The 16,729-nt window shown below is 65.5% G+C and carries 13 protein-coding genes; 12 read left to right on the plus strand and 1 reads right to left on the minus strand.

The annotated features are described in order from the left end of the window. Position 1: 1 nt before the first annotated feature. Positions 2-1,252 (minus strand): NnrS family protein, encoded by a 1,251-nt coding sequence (locus tag RT614_RS03085; RefSeq protein WP_313620191.1) that lies wholly within the window; start codon positions 1,250-1,252, stop codon positions 2-4. A 232-nt stretch (positions 1,253-1,484) separates the two neighbouring features. On the opposite strand from RT614_RS03085, the gene RT614_RS03090 reads away from it, so the two are divergent. The 12 genes from RT614_RS03090 (at position 1,485) to RT614_RS03145 (ending at position 16,665) form a co-directional block, all read left to right on the plus strand. Beyond that, positions 1,485-2,744, plus strand: a complete 1,260-nt coding sequence (locus tag RT614_RS03090) for a nitrate/nitrite transporter (RefSeq protein WP_313620192.1) — start codon at positions 1,485-1,487, stop codon at positions 2,742-2,744. Positions 2,745-2,770: 26 nt separating this feature from the next. Next, positions 2,771-4,156 (plus strand): NarK family nitrate/nitrite MFS transporter, encoded by a 1,386-nt coding sequence (locus tag RT614_RS03095; RefSeq protein ID WP_313620193.1) that lies wholly within the window; start codon positions 2,771-2,773, stop codon positions 4,154-4,156. Positions 4,157-4,347: 191 nt separating this feature from the next. Then, positions 4,348-8,091 carry a nitrate reductase subunit alpha gene (locus RT614_RS03100; RefSeq protein ID WP_313620194.1) on the plus strand — a complete coding sequence of 1,248 codons (3,744 nt, stop codon included), beginning with the start codon at positions 4,348-4,350 and terminating at the stop codon, positions 8,089-8,091. Next, positions 8,088-9,653 carry a nitrate reductase subunit beta gene (narH, locus tag RT614_RS03105; protein ID WP_313620196.1) on the plus strand — a complete coding sequence of 522 codons (1,566 nt, stop codon included), beginning with the start codon at positions 8,088-8,090 and terminating at the stop codon, positions 9,651-9,653. The genes RT614_RS03100 and narH overlap by 4 nt, the downstream gene beginning before the upstream one ends. A gap of 15 nt (positions 9,654-9,668) precedes the next feature. Then, a complete protein-coding gene (gene narJ, locus RT614_RS03110) occupies positions 9,669-10,316 on the plus strand; it encodes a nitrate reductase molybdenum cofactor assembly chaperone (protein ID WP_313620198.1) in 648 nt (215 codons plus the stop codon). 18 nt (positions 10,317-10,334) lie between these two features. Continuing rightward, positions 10,335-11,018 carry a respiratory nitrate reductase subunit gamma gene (narI, locus tag RT614_RS03115; protein ID WP_313620200.1) on the plus strand — a complete coding sequence of 228 codons (684 nt, stop codon included), beginning with the start codon at positions 10,335-10,337 and terminating at the stop codon, positions 11,016-11,018. A gap of 22 nt (positions 11,019-11,040) precedes the next feature. After that, complete coding sequence (locus RT614_RS03120; RefSeq protein ID WP_313620201.1) at positions 11,041-11,802, plus strand: peptidylprolyl isomerase; 762 nt, start codon at positions 11,041-11,043, stop codon at positions 11,800-11,802. Next, complete coding sequence (moaA, locus tag RT614_RS03125) at positions 11,799-12,797, plus strand: GTP 3',8-cyclase MoaA (RefSeq protein WP_313620203.1); 999 nt, start codon at positions 11,799-11,801, stop codon at positions 12,795-12,797. The genes RT614_RS03120 and moaA overlap by 4 nt, the downstream gene beginning before the upstream one ends. A gap of 1 nt (position 12,798) precedes the next feature. After that, positions 12,799-13,464: a carbonic anhydrase gene (locus RT614_RS03130; protein WP_313620204.1), complete on the plus strand. Its 666-nt coding sequence runs from the start codon at positions 12,799-12,801 to the stop codon at positions 13,462-13,464. Continuing rightward, positions 13,461-13,958 (plus strand): molybdopterin-guanine dinucleotide biosynthesis protein B, encoded by a 498-nt coding sequence (gene mobB / locus RT614_RS03135; protein WP_313620205.1) that lies wholly within the window; start codon positions 13,461-13,463, stop codon positions 13,956-13,958. Before RT614_RS03130 ends, mobB begins: the two co-directional genes overlap by 4 nt. 93 nt (positions 13,959-14,051) lie before the next feature. Then, positions 14,052-15,989: a type IV pili methyl-accepting chemotaxis transducer N-terminal domain-containing protein gene (locus RT614_RS03140; protein WP_313620207.1), complete on the plus strand. Its 1,938-nt coding sequence runs from the start codon at positions 14,052-14,054 to the stop codon at positions 15,987-15,989. A 13-nt stretch (positions 15,990-16,002) separates the two neighbouring features. Continuing rightward, entirely contained in the window at positions 16,003-16,665 is a 663-nt protein-coding gene (locus tag RT614_RS03145; protein WP_313620208.1) for a response regulator transcription factor, read from the plus strand. Positions 16,666-16,729 lie beyond the last annotated feature (64 nt).

Consider the following 16,729-nt stretch of genomic DNA (forward strand, 5'->3'; position numbering starts at 1 on the left):
GTCATCCCTTGGGCCGCGACACCGGCATCACACGCATGACCGGCGCCGCCGCTTTGGCCGCGGCGTCCGCGCGTGGCCGGATCATCATCGGGAAGAAGCGCCACAAGTACAGCGCCAGCGCCAACGCCCACGCGGTGGCGGATGCGTGCAGCAGCCCAAGCGTGGCGGCCGTCGGCAGCAGGGCGGCCAGCCGCAGCAGCGCTGCCAGGATCATCAGGGCGTAGCTGACGACCATGCTGCGGTCCGTGAGCAGCGGACGTCCAAGATGGCCCAGCGCGGTGCGTGTGACCATTCCCAGGATCAGCACCGAGAAGCCCGCCACGCCGATGACGTGGGCGGGCCAGGCCTGCCTGACTACGTAACCGCCTAACTGGGCCGCGCCCACCAGCAGGCCAATGCCCAGACCCAAGTAGCCGGCGTAGAGAATCCACAGCAGCGGAACGCGGCGCACGGCCCACGGCTTCCAGGACACCCACTGCACCAGTGCAATGACGCCGGTTGCAGCAAGCGCCAGCGCGGCCACCTGCTGCGCGCCGGCCAGCAGGCAGGCGATGGCGACAATGCCTGCGCCAAGCTGCCAGTGGCCGCTTTTGGTGTGGGGCGGAATGTCCAGCCCCGCGACGGCGCGCTTGGCGAAGAACGGCATGACCCGGCGCGCGATCAGCAGCGTCAGGACGGCCATGCTCAGCAGCCCGGCATTGAAGTAGCGCATCAGCGTCAGGTAGTCGCCGTGGACGGTGGCCCACAGATAGAGCGCATTGGTGACCCCCAGCGCCAGCAGCAAAAAGGGCACACCGTAGTTGCGTTGATTCCGCGTGACGGCGACGGCGCGTCCCAGCGCGCCGGCCGCCCACAGGAAGAACGCCAGGTCGGCCGCCGCCGCGACCACGAAGGCCAGGCGCCCGGGCACCAGGTAACCCACGCGCGCCACGATCCACAGCCCGCACAGCGCGGCCAGCGGATTGCCGCGCAGCGGATTCTTGCCCGTCCAGTTGGCGCCAGCCGTCAGCAGGAAGCCCACGGCGATGGTGGCCACGAACCCCCACAGCATTTCATGGGCGTGCCAGAACATGCCGTTCAGCACGCCGGTCAGCCGGGCGGGCGCGTGCACCCACAACAGCACGGAAAACAATGCCCAGAAACAGCCCGCCAGGTACAGCGGGCGAAATCCCATTTCGGTGAAGGCGCCCCAGGTGGGCGGCGGGCGGCGCGAGGGCCGTTCGGGTTCGTCGATGGAAAGCAGCGTCGTCATGGTAAGGGCCTGGCGCGGTGCAAGCGCGGGGTTAAACGTGTATTTCAAATACATATTAACCCTGCGGGATGTGCGTCGAGCCCGGCGCATTTGATCCAACGCAAGACTGCCCGGAACACCCGCATGACTAGGCACATCGGAAAGCCCCTTTGGTCGGGTGGGGAATGGTGCGCGGAGGGAGGCCTCCTTAGGCTTACCCGTAGTGCATTTCTCAGCAAAAGCGAGACTAACCATGGCAGCAAATCATTCCTCGGCCGGCGCGCCGATGCGGGTCCTGATATCCAGTACGTTTGCCTTCACCATCTGTTTTGCGGTGTGGATGATTTTCGCGGTGCTGGGCATTCCCATCAAGACCCAGCTGGGCCTGTCGGAAACCCAGTTCGGCCTTTTGGCCGCCATGCCGGTCCTGACCGGTTCCCTTGTGCGGGTGCCCCTGGGCATCTGGACCGACCGCTACGGCGGCCGTCCCGTCTTTTTCGTGCTGATGCTGCTGGCGGTGGTGCCGATCTGGCTGCTGTCCTACGCCACCGAGTACTGGCAATTCCTGGTGTTGGCGCTGTTCGTCGGCCTGACCGGCGGCTCTTTCTCGGTCGGCACGCCCTACGTGGCGCGCTGGTTCCCGCGTAGCAAGCAGGGCCTGGCAATGGGCGTTTTCGGCGCGGGCAACTCCGGCTCGGCCATCACCAAGTTCGTGGCCCCCGCGCTGATCACGGCGGCTGGCGGCGCCTGGGTCATCGTGCCCCAGGTGTACGCCGTGGCGTTGCTGGTCACCGCAATCGTGTTCTGGCTGTTCTCGTCGTCCGATCCCTCGCACCGCGTGGCGGGCGGCGCGTCGCTGTCAGCCCAGTTCGCCATGCTGAAGGACCCCCGCGTCTGGCGTTATTGCCAGTACTACTCGGTGGTGTTCGGCGGCTATGTGGCGCTGGCGCTCTGGATGACCAAGTACTACATCGGCGAATACGGTTTCGACATGAAGCTGGCCGCACTGCTGGCGGCCTGCTTCTCGCTGCCCGGCGGCGTGCTGCGCGCGGTGGGCGGCTGGATCTCCGACCGCTACGGCGCCTACAAGACCACGTGGTGGGTGATGTGGGTGTGCTGGGTCGCGTTCTTCCTGCTCAGCTATCCCCAGACCGAATTCACCGTCATGACGGCCGGCGGCCCCCGTTCGTTCGGCATCGCCCTGGGCCCCGTCGCCTTCACGATCCTGCTCTTCATCGTCGGCATCGCCATGGCCATCGGCAAGGCCTCTGTCTTCAAGTTCATCTCCGATGAGTTCAGCGACAACATCGGCGCGGTCTCCGGCATCGTCGGCCTGGCTGGCGGCCTGGGCGGCTTCGTGCTCCCCATCATGTTCGGCGTGCTGCTGGACCTGACCGGCGTGCGCTCCAGCGCCTTCATGTTGCTGTACGGCACCGTCTGCGTATCGCTCATCTTCATGCATTTCAGTTTCCGGCCCGAAAGCGCGGCCATCGCCCGGCAGCAAGCCGCCTGACCCACCCATCATCCTGAGAGAAACTCATGTCTACTCAAGTCCTTGCGCGCTGGGAGCCGGATAATCCCGGCTTCTGGAAACAGACTGGCGCGCGCGTCGCCAACCGGAATCTCTGGATTTCCATCCCGGCGCTGATGCTGGCGTTCAGCATCTGGATGCTGTGGAGCGTCGTGGTGGTCAACCTGGACCGCGCCGGCTTCATGCTGTCCAAGAACCAGCTGTTCTGGTTGACGGCGCTGCCCGCGCTGTCGGGCGCCACGCTGCGCATCTTCTACTCGTTCCTCGTGCCCGTCTTCGGCGGGCGCAAGTGGACGGCCATCTCCACGGCATCGCTGCTGATCCCCGCCCTGGGCATGGGCTTTGCGCTGCGCGACCCGACCACGTCGTTCCCCACGCTGCTGATCCTGGCCCTGCTGTGCGGCCTGGGCGGCGGCAACTTCAGCTCCAGCATGGCCAACATCAGCTTCTTCTTTCCCAAGGAAAAGAAGGGTCTTGCCACGGGCCTGAACGCCGGCATCGGCAACCTGGGCGTGTCGCTGGTGCAGTTCGTGGTGCCGGTCGTGATCTCGGTGGGCGTCTTCGGCGTGGCCGCCGGCGATCCCCAGGTAGTGACTGCAAACGGCGCGCAACAGAACCTGTGGCTGCAGAACGCGGGCTTCATCTGGGTGATCCCGATCGCGCTCGCGTCGATTGCGGCGTGGTTCGGCATGAACGACATCGCCGATGCCCGCGCTTCGTTCGCCGATCAGGCAGTCATCTTCAAGCGCAAGCACAACTGGCTGATGTGCTGGCTGTACGTCGGCACGTTCGGGTCGTTCATCGGTTTCTCGGCGGGTTTCGCCATGCTGACCAAGACCCTGTTCCCCACCGTCAATCCCATGGCCTATGCCTTCCTCGGCCCGCTGGTGGGTTCGCTGACGCGTCCCGTGGGCGGCTGGGTGTCGGACAAGCTGGGCGGCGCGAAGGTCACGTTGTTCACCTTCGCGGCCATGATCGCCGCGGTCGTGGGCGTCGTGGCCTTCCTGCCCGGCGACGGCCGTCCTGGCGACTTCAACGGTTTCCTGGCCATGTTCATCGTGCTGTTCGCCTTGACCGGCCTGGGCAACGGTTCCACGTTCCGCATGATTCCCGTGATCTTCCTGCGCGAACGCACGCAGGCCGCGCGTGACAACAGCCCGGCCGCCCTGAAGCAGGCCACCGCCGACGCGGCCAAGGAATCGGCCGCCGTGCTGGGCTTCTCGGGCGCCATCGGCGCGTATGGCGGCTTCTTCATCCCGCGCAGCTTCGGCACTTCGCTCGAAATGACGGGCAGCGTCCAGACCGCGCTGTATTGCTTCATCGCCTTCTATGCCACCTGCATGCTGATCACGTGGTGGTACTACGCGCGCCGCAACGCACCCGTGCCTTGCTGATTGCGCATACCGCGCCGCCCAGGCAAGGCCTGAGCGGCGCGACCAGTTCGGTTAGTCCAGGTGTCTAGTCACTCTGCCGAACCCCGGTTGTGCCACCGGCGAATAGTCCGATACGCAGCCTGGCCCTAAAGTGGTTTCACAGCATTGATCGCAGTACGCGCCGGCCAGGCCGGCGTTCTTGGAGAAACACAATGAGTCATTTTCTGGACCGGTTGAAGTTCATGTCGCGGGTGAAGTCCACCTTCGCGAACGGTCACGGCGAAACCGTCAACGAGGATCGCAAGTGGGAAAACGCCTACCGCGCCCGCTGGCAGCACGACAAGGTGGTGCGTTCCACGCACGGCGTGAACTGCACCGGCTCCTGCTCCTGGAAGGTGTATGTCAAGAACGGCCTGATCACCTGGGAAACGCAGCAGACCGATTACCCGCGCACCCGGCCCGACCTGCCCAATCATGAGCCGCGCGGCTGTCCGCGGGGCGCCTCGTACAGCTGGTATGTGTATTCGGCGCAGCGCGTGAAATACCCGATGATTCGCGGCCGCCTGATCGAAATGTGGCGCGAAGCTCGCAAGACCATGGACCCCATCGCGGCCTGGGAATGGATCAGCCAGGATCCCAAGCGCGCCAAGCGCTACAAGTCGGTGCGCGGCCTGGGCGGCTTCGTCCGCGCCGACTGGGACACCGCCACGGAAATCATCGCCGCGGCAAACGCTCTCACCATCAAGAAGTACGGCCCCGACCGCGTGATCGGCTTTTCGCCCATCCCCGCGATGTCCATGGTCAGCTACGCCGCGGGTGCGCGTTACCTCAGCCTGCTGGGCGGCGCCTGCCTCAGCTTCTACGACTGGTACTGCGACCTTCCTCCCGCCAGTCCCCAGATCTGGGGCGAACAGACCGACGTTCCGGAATCGGCCGACTGGTACAACTCCACCTACCTGATGGTGTGGGGCTCCAACGTGCCCCAGACCCGCACGCCCGACGCGCACTTCTACACCGAAGTCCGCTACAAGGGCACCAAGACGGTGGCCGTGTCCAGCGACTTCGGCGAAATGGTCAAGTTCGGCGACATCTGGCTTGCCCCCAAGCAGGGCACCGACGCCGCCCTGGCCATGGCCATGGGCCACGTCATCCTCAAGGAATTCCACCTGTCGGGCAAGTCGGCGTACTTCAAGGACTACGTGCGCCGCTACACCGACATGCCCATGCTGGTGCAGCTCAAAGAGCGCGACGGCTTCTACGCCCCTGATCACTTCCTGCGCGCCTCGCAGCTGGACAACGCGCTGGGCGAACAGAACAACCCCGACTGGAAGACGCTGGTCCTGGACGAAACCACGGGCGACCTGGTCGCTCCCAACGGCAGCATCGGTTTTCGCTGGGGCGAAGGCGCGGTCAACGGCGGCGAAAAGGTCGGCCGTTGGAACCTGGAATCGAAGGACGGCGGCTCCGGCCGCGAGATCTCGCCGACCCTGACCCTGGTGGGCCAGTCGGATGACGTCGTCGGCGTGGGCTTCCCGTACTTCGGCAGCGAGCACGACGAAGTGCTCGTGCGCAACGTGCCGGCCCGCCGGATCCGCCTGGCGGACGGCACCGAGGCCCTGGTCGCCACGGTGTATGACCTGCAGATGGCCAACTACGGCCTGGACCGCGGCCTGGGCGGCGGCAACGTCGCCACCTCGTACGACGACGACGTTCCCTACACGCCCGCCTGGCAGGAAAAGCACACCAGCGTGCCGCGCGCGCAGGTCATCCAGGTGGCGCGAGAATTCGCCCAGAACGCGCACGACACCGAAGGCAAGTCCATGGTCATCGTCGGCGCCGGCCTGAACCACTGGTACCACATGGACATGATCTACCGCGGCATCATCAACATGCTGATGATGTGCGGCTGCGTGGGCAAGAGCGGTGGCGGCTGGGCGCACTACGTGGGCCAGGAAAAGCTGCGCCCGCAGTTCGGCTGGGCGCCGCTGGCGTTTGCCTCCGACTGGGTCCGCCCGCCGCGCCAGATGAACGGCACGTCCTTCTTCTACGCGCACACCAGCCAGTGGCGCCATGAAAAGCTGAACGTGCAGGAAGTCCTTGGCCCCACCGCCGATCGCGCCAAGTATGGCGAGCTCAGCATGATTGACCTGAACGCCCGCGCCGAGCGCATGGGCTGGCTGCCGTCCGCGCCGCAACTGCGGACGAATCCGCTGGACGTGGTGGCGCAGGCCGAAAGCCTGGGCAAGGATCCCATCGCCCACGCCGTGGAACAGATGAAGTCCGGCGAACTGCGCATGTCCTGCGAAAACCCCGACGATCCGGCCAACTTCCCGCGCAACATGTTTGTGTGGCGCTCGAACATCTTGGGCTCCAGCGGCAAGGGCCACGAGTACTTCCTGAAATACCTGCTGGGCACGCAGAACGCGGTGTTCGGCGACGAAGCCGCCGCGATCAAGCCGTCTGAAGTCACATACGAGGAAGACGCGGCCGAAGGCAAGCTGGACCTGCTGACGGTGCTGGACTTCCGCATGAGCACCACGTGCCTGTACGGCGACATCGTGCTGCCGACCGCCACCTGGTACGAAAAGGACGACCTCAACACGTCCGACATGCACCCCTTCATCCACCCGCTCAGCGAAGCCGTGCAGCCGCTCTGGGAAAGCAAGACCGACTGGGAAATCTACAAGCTGCTGGCCAAGAAGTTCACCGACATCGGCGGCCCGTACCTGGGCAAGCGCCGCGACCTGGTGCTGACCCCGCTGATGCACGACACCCCGGGGGAACTGGGCCAGGCCTTCGAACCCAAGGACTGGAAGCTGGGCGAATGCGACCTCGTCCCGGGCAAGACCGCGCCGTCCATGACGGTGGTCGAGCGCGACTACAACGACATCTACCGCAAGTTCACGTCGGTGGGGCCGTTGCTGGACAAGCTGGGCAACGGCGGCAAGGGCATCAACTGGAACACGGAACACGAAGTCCACGAACTCGCGGGCATCAACGACAGCGTGACCGAATCCGGTGTCAGCCAGGGCCGTCCGCGCCTGGACACCGCCATCGACGCGGCCGAGATGATCCTGACCTTCGCGCCCGAGACCAACGGCCACGTGTCGGTCAAGGCATGGGAAGCCCTGGGCAAGATCACCGGACGCGACCATACCCATCTGGCCGTCGGCCGCGAGCACGACAAGATCCGCTTCCGCGACATCCAGGCACAGCCGCGCAAGATCATTTCGGCGCCTACCTGGTCCGGCCTGGAAAGCGAAGAGGTCAGCTACAACGCCGGCTATACCAACGTCCATGAACTGATCCCATGGCGCACCCTGACCGGCCGCCAGCAGTTCTATCAAGACCACCGCTGGATGCTGGACTTCGGCGAAGGTTCGTGCGTGTACAAGCCCGCCATCGACACCAAGACGGTCGCACCCATGCTGGGCAAGTACCCCAACGGTGAAAAGGAACTGGTCCTGAACTGGATCACGCCGCACCAGAAGTGGGGCATCCACAGCACGTACTCGGACAACCTGCGCATGCTCACGCTCAGCCGCGGCGGCCCCCACGTGTGGGTCTCCGAAGCGGAGGCCAAGCAGGCCGGGCTGGTCGACAACGACTGGGTCGAGGTCTTCAACGTGAACGGCACGCTGACGGCCCGGGTGGTGGTAAGCCAGCGCGTGCCGGTCGGCATGTGCCTGATGTACCACGCCCAGGAAAAGATCGTGAACGTGCCGGGCGCCGAAACCAGCGGCAAGCGCGGCGGCATCCACAACTCGGTGACGCGCACGGTGCTCAAGCCCACGCACATGATCGGGGGATACGCCCAGCAGGCCTACGGCTTCAACTACTACGGCACCGTGGGCGCCAACCGCGATGAATTCGTGGTGGTGCGCAAGATGAAAAAGGTGGACTGGCTGGAAGGCCCGCTCGTCGAAGAACTGCAACAAGAAGAGAAGCAATCATGAGGATACGCGCCCAAATCGGCATGGTGCTGAACCTGGACAAGTGCATCGGCTGCCACACTTGCTCGGTCACCTGCAAGAACGTCTGGACCAGCCGCGACGGTGTCGAGTACGCCTGGTTCAACAACGTTGAAACCAAGCCCGGCATCGGTTATCCGAAGGAATGGGAGAACCAGGACAAGTGGAAGGGCGGTTGGAACCGCACGGCCGCCGGCAAGCTGGAACCGCGCCAGGGCGGCAAGCTGCGCATCCTGGCCAACCTGTTCGCCAACCCGAACCTGCCCGCCATCGACGACTACTACGAGCCGTTCACATACGACTACGAGCACCTGCAGAACGCGCCGCTGTCGCAGACACCGCCGACGGCACGCCCCGTGTCGGTGTTGACCGGCAAGAAGATGGAGAAGATCAACTGGGGTCCGAACTGGGAAGACGACCTGGGCGGCGAGTTCAGCGCCCGCAGCCGAGACGCGCTGTTCGAAGGCGTCCAGAAAGAGATGTACTCGACGTTCGAGAACACCTTCATGATGTACCTGCCGCGCCTGTGCGAACACTGCCTGAATCCGGCCTGTGTCGCCAGCTGCCCGTCGGGCTCCATCTACAAGCGTGAAGACGACGGCATCGTCCTGGTCGATCAGGACAAGTGCCGCGGCTGGCGCATGTGCATCTCGGGTTGCCCCTACAAGAAGATCTACTACAACTGGAGCAGCGGCAAGGCCGAGAAGTGCACGTTCTGCTATCCGCGCATCGAAGCCGGCCAGCCGACCGTGTGCTCGGAAACGTGCGTGGGCCGCATTCGCTACCTGGGCGTCCTGCTGTACGACGCCGACCAGATCGAAAACGCCGCGTCCACCGCCAGCGAACAGGACCTGTACGAAGAACAGCTTGGCCTGTTCCTGGACCCGCATTCGCCCGAGGTGATCGCCGCGGCGCGCGAGCAGGGCATTCCGGAATCGTGGCTCGAAGCCGCCCGCAACTCGCCCGTCTACAAGATGGCCGTCCAGTGGAAGGTCGCGTTCCCGCTGCACCCGGAATACCGCACGCTGCCGATGGTCTGGTACATCCCGCCGCTGTCGCCCATCCAGACGGCCGCCGAATCCGGCAAGATGCCGCAACGCACGGTGGGCAAGAGCGGCATGATCCCCGACGTCTCCAGCCTGCGCATTCCCGTGCGCTACCTGGCCAACCTGCTGACCGCCGGCAAGGAAGCGCCGGTGCTGCAAGCCCTGGAACGCATGCTGGCCATGCGTGCCTACAAGCGGTCCGAGACCGTCCACGGCGAACGCGACACGGCCCTGCTGGAGCAGGTCGGCCTGTCGGAAGAAACCGTGCAGGACATGTATCGGATCATGGCCATCGCCAACTACGAAGACCGCTTCGTGGTGCCCAGCAGCCACAAGGAAGTCGTCGAAGACAGCTTCAATGAAAAGGGCAGTTGTGGCTTCACGTTCGGAAACGGCTGCTCCGGCGGGGTTTCCGAAGGCACCTTGTTCGGCCGCAAGCCGCAAGGCAGCGAAATCTTCATCGAAATGCCCAAGTCGCGCAAGAAGGCCGTTTCGGCCTGAGGATAGGAGAACACCATGAGCCTGTACCGTTTGCTTTCCGCCATGCTGTGCTATCCCGAGCCCGAGCTGCTGGATTACCTCGGTGAACTGGAGGAGGCCCTGGCGGCCTACCCGGACGCCGAGGAGACCCTGCAGCCGCTGGTTGGCTACCTGGCCTCCAACGACCTGATCCCGCTGCAGGAAAACTACGTAGCCACCTTCGACCGCAACCGCTCGCATTCGCTGCACCTGTTCGAACACGTGCACGGCGAAAGCCGCGATCGCGGCCAGGCGATGGTCGACCTGCTGGAGACCTACCGCGAACACGGCTTCGAGCCGATAGTCTCGGAACTGCCGGACCACGTGCCGCTGTTCCTGGAGTTCCTGGGAGTCATCCACCCGGACAGCGCCCAGGAACTACTGGACGAAGCCATCCACGTGCTCGCCGCCATCGGCGCGCGGTTGGCCAAGGGCGAAAGCCCCTACGCCTGCATCTTTGCGGTGCTGCGCGCACAGTCGCGCGTGATTCCGCGCGTGCAGACCGAGGCGCCGGTGCGCGACATGGACGAGGCCATGGAGATCTTCGGTTCGGGTCCGGACGGGGTGGAGCCGCTGCTGCGCCCGTTCTCCGGAGACGGGGCGCAGACCGTGCGCTTTTACCCCCGTTCGCCCGCGACTCACTAATGCTCAGGACGACGCATCATGAATTCCCTGAATCAGTTTCTCTTCGGCATCTATCCCTACATCGCACTGACGATATTCCTGCTGGGAAGCCTGGCGCGCTTTGAGCGCGAGCAGTACACCTGGAAGACCGACAGCTCGCAACTGCTGCACCGCGGCCAGCTGCGGCTGGGGAACATCCTGTTCCACGTGGGCATCCTGGGCCTGTTCTTCGGGCATCTGGTCGGGCTGCTTACGCCCGTCATCGTCTGGGACACCCTGGGCGTATCGCACTCCCTGAAGCAGATGGTCGCGATGGCGGCCGGCGGCGTGATGGGCGGGCTGTGCCTGATCGGCCTCCTGATCCTGATCCATCGCCGCCTGAGCGACCCGCGCATCCGTCACGCCACGCGTCCGGGCGACAAGCTTCTGTTGCTGTGGATCCTGGTCACCTTGCTGCTGGGCCTGTCCACGATCGTGCTGTCGGCCGGCCACATGGATGGCGAGATGATGGTGCACCTGATGACCTGGGCGCAGCACATCGTCACCTTCCAGGGCGACGCCGCCAGCTACATCGCCGGCGTGCCGCTGCTGTTCAAGGCGCACCTGTTCATGGGCCTGACGCTCTTCGTGATCTTCCCGTTCACCCGCCTGGTGCACGTATGGAGCGGCTTCGCGTCCGTGGGATACCTCGGCCGCGCCTGGCAGCTCGTCCGTCCGCGTTGATCCCTTGTCTTAGGAGCCGAACATGCCTGTCATCGTCAACGGCGTCGAGCTGAACGACGCGGATCTGGAACGTGAGCTGCCCCTGCATGCCGAGGCCAGCAACCCCATGCGCCATGCCGTCACGGCGCTGGTGTTGCGTCGCGTGCTGCTGGACGAAGCCGCCCGGCAGGGCCTGGACGCATCGGACGAGGAAAGCGCCATCGGCGCCTTGCTGGCCGCTCAGGCCCCCGCGCCCGAAGCCGACGAGCAGGCCTGCCGCCGCTTCTACCAGATGCACCCCGAACGCTTCATGGTCGGCGAGCTGGTAGAGGCCGACCACATCCTGTTCCAGGTTACGCCGGGCGTAAACCTGGACATGCTGAAGGCGCATGCCAACGTGGTTCTCGCGGAACTGATGGCCGACCCCTCGCGGTTTGCCGAAGTCGCGCGCGAACAGTCGAACTGCCCGTCGGCCACGGTGGGCGGCAACCTGGGGCAGCTCGGGCGCGGCGACACCGTCCCGGAGTTCGAGCGGGCGGTGTTCGCGCTGCCCGCCGGGGGGCTTTTGCCGCAATTGCTGGAGACGCGGCATGGCCTGCACATCGTGCGCGTCACGCGTCGCATCGAGGGCCGGCTGCTGCCTTACGAGCACGTGGCCCAGCAAGTCGCCATGGCCCTGACATCCATGAGCCGCGATACGGCCTGGCGCCAATACACCAAACTGCTGGTGGGGCGGGCCAAGATCTCCGGCATCGACCTGGACGATGGCGAGCCCGAACGCGTCTTCGCTGGGAGCGCCGCATGATGGACGAGCCTGCCGCCGCCACACTCACCGACGGCTTCGGCCGTCGCATCGACTATCTGCGAGTTTCCGTCACGGACCGTTGCGACCTGCGGTGCAGCTACTGCCTGCCCAAGGACTTCAAGGGGTTCGAGACTCCGGCCAACTGGATGTCCCATGACGAAATGGCCCGGCTGGTGGGATTGTTCGTCGGGCTGGGCGTGGGCAAGGTCAGGCTGACGGGCGGAGAACCGCTGTTGCGCCGGGGCGTGGCGGGGCTGGCTTCCACCATTGCCGCCATGCCCGGCCTGCGTGACCTGTCCGTGTCCACCAATGCCACGCAGCTTGCGCGGCATGCGCAGGGGCTGCGCGATGCGGGAGTCAACCGCCTGAACATCAGCCTGGACACGCTGGACGCCGCCGCGTTCTCGCAGATTACCGGCCGTGACTGCCTGGACTCGGTGCTGGCCGGGCTGGCGGCGGCCCGGCAGGCGGGCTTTTCGCCGATCAAGCTCAACAGCGTCGTGCATGCCGCCACGCCCGAGGCCGAAGTCCGCCGGCTGCTTGCCTACGCGGTGGACCAGGGCTTCGTGCTGCGCCTGATCGAACCCATGCCCATGGGCGAATGCGGCCGAGGGTACGCGCACACCGACCTGAACGCGATGGGTGCGCGGCTGGCCGCCGACGCCGGGCTGGTGCCGTCGCTGGCGGGGTCGGGCAACGGCCCGGCGCGCTACTGGACCGCCGGCCACGGGGCGCCCGTGCTGGGCGTCATCACGCCCATGTCGCGCCATTTCTGCGCCAGCTGCAATCGCGTTCGGCTGGGCGTGGACGGAACACTGTATCTTTGCCTGGGCCAGGAAGACCAGGTGCCGCTTGGACGCCTGTCGCGCGCTGGCGCCAGCGACGCCGAGCTCATCCGGGCGATCCACGCGGGCATCGCCGCCAAGCCAGAACGCCATGATTTCGTCGCCCGGCCCGAACGCATCGTGCGCTTCATGGCGCAGACGGGAGGCTGACATGCGGGATATCGAACGCCTAGTGGGCGGATTCCAGCGATTCCAGCAGCAGTACTACGAAGATGCGCCGTCGCTGTACCGCAACCTGTCCGAAGGGCAGCATCCCAGCACGTTGCTGATCGGCTGCTGCGATTCCCGGGTCGACCCCGCCATGTTGCTGGATTGCGATCCGGGCGACATCTTCACCGTGCGCAACGTCGCCAACCTGGTGCCGCCGGCCAGCAAGGACCGGGGCTTGCAGGGCGTGCTGGCGGCGATCCAGTTCGCCGTCGAGCAGCTCCAGATCAGCCGCATCATCGTGCTGGGCCATGCCCAATGCGGCGGCATCCGCGCCCTGATGGAGCGGGGCATTCGCCGCGACGGCGAAACCGACTACCTGGGCCGCTGGATGGACATCGCCGAGCCGGCGCGCGAGCGCGTGTTGCGGCAGATGCCCGACGCGTCCAAGGAAGAGCGTCGCCGGGCCTGCGAGCAGGCCTCGATCCTGATCTCGCTGCGCAATCTTGAAGACCTCCCGTTCGTGCGTCGGGCGGTCGATGCAGGCAGCCTGACGCTGCATGGCTGGTATTTCGACCTGGTGGCGGGCGCTTTGCTGGCATACTCCCCGCGGGCGGACACTTTCCTGCCCATCGTATGCCCCCTGCTGACGGAGCCCGCCCTCATATGACCCCCGTATTCGGTATCGCCGGCCGCTCCGGCAGCGGCAAGACCACGCTGATCGAGGCCATGCTGCCGCTGCTGGGCGCGCGCGGCCTGCGCGTCAATGTCATCAAGCACAGCCATCACGACTTCCAGATGGAACCGCCCGGAAAGGACAGCGCGCGCTTCCGGCTGGCGGGCGCCCAAGAGGTCATGGTTGCGTCGCCGTACCGTTACGCCATCGTTCACGAACTGCGCGACGCGCCCGAGCCGTCGCTCGACGATCAACTGGCGCGCCTGTCTCCGGCCGACCTTGTCCTGGTGGAAGGCTTCAAGCAGGCGGCCATCCCGCGCATCGAGGTCTATCGTCCCGCTTTGGGCAAACCGCCGCTGCACGCTGAAGACCCCGGATTTCTGGCAGTCGTGACCGACGCGCCACTGAACATCGATTTGCCCTGCCTGCCGCTGAATGATCCCGCCAAGGTCGCGGAGTTCCTGTGCAACGCCCTGGGGCTGGCCTGATCGTATGCAAGGCGGGACGCCGGCCGCGCGGGCAGGGCGCCAGCGGGAAGCGACTACACTGACACCCGATATGCCCGCACCCCAACGAAAGTCATGACGTCCGCACAATCCACCGCCGAGTCCAACGCGCTGCCGTCGCCCCGGCACCGCCTGTCCACGCGCATCGTGGCCAGCTCGCTGCTGGCGCTGGTGGTGGTGCTGTCCATGGTGAGCTGGACGCTCTGGCTGTCGTGGCAGCTGGAAGGGGCGGGCGCGGCCATCAATGACACCGGCAGCCTGCGCATGCGGGCCAACCGCGTGGCGGTCGAACTGATGCGGCCTCAGGCTGGCCGCGAAGTCCGCACCACCGAGCAGATCATGGTGCTGGACGAGACCATCGCAAGACTGGCGCGGGGCAATCCCGCGCGTCCGCTTTTCATTCCCAACGACGATGCCATCCGTGCCCAGTGGCACGATGTGTCCGCCTATTGGCGCGACATCATGAGGCCCGCGGCGTTGCGCGCGATCAAGCAGCCGGATGCCGCCACTTACCTTGAAACGCTGCCCGAATTCGTGTCCCGCGCGGACACGCTGGTGCGCATGATCGAGCAGGACAACGCCGGCAAGACCACGTCGCTGCGGCTTTCGCAGGGCGTGCTGGCGGCCATCGCCAGCGCGGGCACGCTGGCGATGATCTACCTGTTGTACCTATGGATAATTTCGCCAGTGCTGCGGTTGCGCGATGGGTTGCAACGCATGGCCGACCGCGAATTCAGCACCCGGTTGCCCGTGGAAAGCCAGGACGAGTTCGGCGTGCTGGCGCGCGGCTATAACCGCATGGCGGACGAACTGCAGGATCTGTACACCAGCCTGGAGCAGCGGGTGGAACACAAGACCGCGCAGCTTGCCGCGCAGAACCGCGACATCGGCGCGCTGTACGACATGGCGGCTTTCCTGAACCAGCCCAACGAAATCGAGGCGATGTGCGACGGCTTCCTGCGTCGCGTCATGTTGCAGTTCGATGCCGACGCCGGCAGCATCCGCGCGCTGGATCCCAACAATGAAAAGCTCAACCTGGTGGTGTCGGTTGGCTTGTCCGACGAGCTTGTCGAATCCGAGCACTGCATGAAGGTGGACGACTGCTATTGCGGCGTCGCCACGCGCCAGGCTGGGGTCATCGTCATCCAGGACTTCCGGCAATCGCCGCCGGGGCTGGACTTGAATTGCCAACGCGACGGCTTTGCCAGCGTGGCTGTATTCCGCATCGTCACCCGCGACGAAGTTCTGGGCTCGTACTCGCTGCATTTCCGGCACCAGCGCCGCCTGATGGCGTCGGATTCGCAGTTGCTGGAGACCTTGGGCCAGCATCTGGGCGTGGCGCTGGATAACCGGCGCCTGAGCGCGCAGGCGCGGCAACTGGCGGTGGTACAGGAACGCGGGCTGGTGGCGCAGGGGCTGCACGACAGCCTGGCCCAAGGCTTGAACTTCCTGAACCTGCAGTTGCAGATGCTTGACGCCGCGATCAAGCGCGGCGACGAGGACGAGATCAGCGAGATCATGCCGCTGCTGCGTACTGGCGTGGACGAAAGCTACCAGGACGTGCGCGAGCTGCTGACCAATTTCCGCAGCAAGTTGTCGCAGGGCGACTTGCAGGCCGCCATCGAAGATACCGTGGCGCGTTTCCGCCGGCAGACCAGTATCGATACCGAACTGGAATTCAACCAGGGCGAAGGCGCGCCGTTGCAGCCGGAGCAACAACTGCAGGTACTGTTCATCCTGCAGGAGGCGCTGTCCAACGTGCGCAAGCACTCCGAGGCCAGCCACGTCAGGATCTCGGTGGGCAATGGGCGCGACTTCACGTTGCTGATTTCCGATGATGGCCAGGGCTATGATCCCGCCGACATCGCCGAGCGCGGCGAATCCCACGTGGGCTTGCACATCATGCGCGAACGCGCCGCGCGCATGCGCGCCGTGATAAAACTCGACTCGCAGCCTGGCGCCGGCACGCGCGTGGCCCTCACCTTGCCCGGCGCAGAGCGCCAGGCCGCCTGACATCCTTGCCATCATGACCATCCGTATCCTGCTCATCGACGACCATACCCTGTTCCGCTCGGGCGTCCGACTGCTGCTTCAGCGCCAGCCAGACTTCGAGGTAGTGGCCGAGGCCGGCGATGGGGTCGAAGGCCTGAAGCGCGCGAAGGAACTGCGGCCCGACGTGGTGCTGCTGGACCTGAACCTGCCCGGGCTGTCCGGCCTGGAAACGTTGCAGCTGCTGACACAAGACCTCCCGGACTGCGCGGTCATCATCCTGACGGTTTCCGAAGAAGCCGACGAACTGGGACAGGCGCTGCGCGACGGCGCCCGCGGCTACCTGGTCAAGAACATCGACGCCGAGGCCCTGGTGTCGGCCATACGCCGCGCCGCGGGCGGCGAGGCCGTGATCGCCGACAGCATGACGGCCAAGCTGGTGGAGCAATTCCGCGGGCAGGCAAACCATACGCCGCCGCCGCCCGGCAGTGCCGAACGACACCGGCTGACCGCGCGCGAGACCCAGATCGTGCAATGGCTGGCGCGCGGCGCCAGCAATAAGGTCATCGCGCGTGAACTCGACGTAAGCGAAAGCACCGTCAAGATCCACGTGCAGAACGTGCTGAAAAAACTGAACCTGACCAGCCGCGTGCAGGTCGCCGTCTATGCGGTGGAACGCGGTCTCTACACGGAAGAATAGGGCTGTCGAACACGACGGCGCCGGCGCGCGCCGGCCCGTTTGATCTTCGACAAAGCTTGCGGTG

Origin of the sequence: Achromobacter sp. (assembly GCF_032102605.1) — a bacterium.
Taxonomy (GTDB): domain Bacteria; phylum Pseudomonadota; class Gammaproteobacteria; order Burkholderiales; family Burkholderiaceae_B; genus Achromobacter.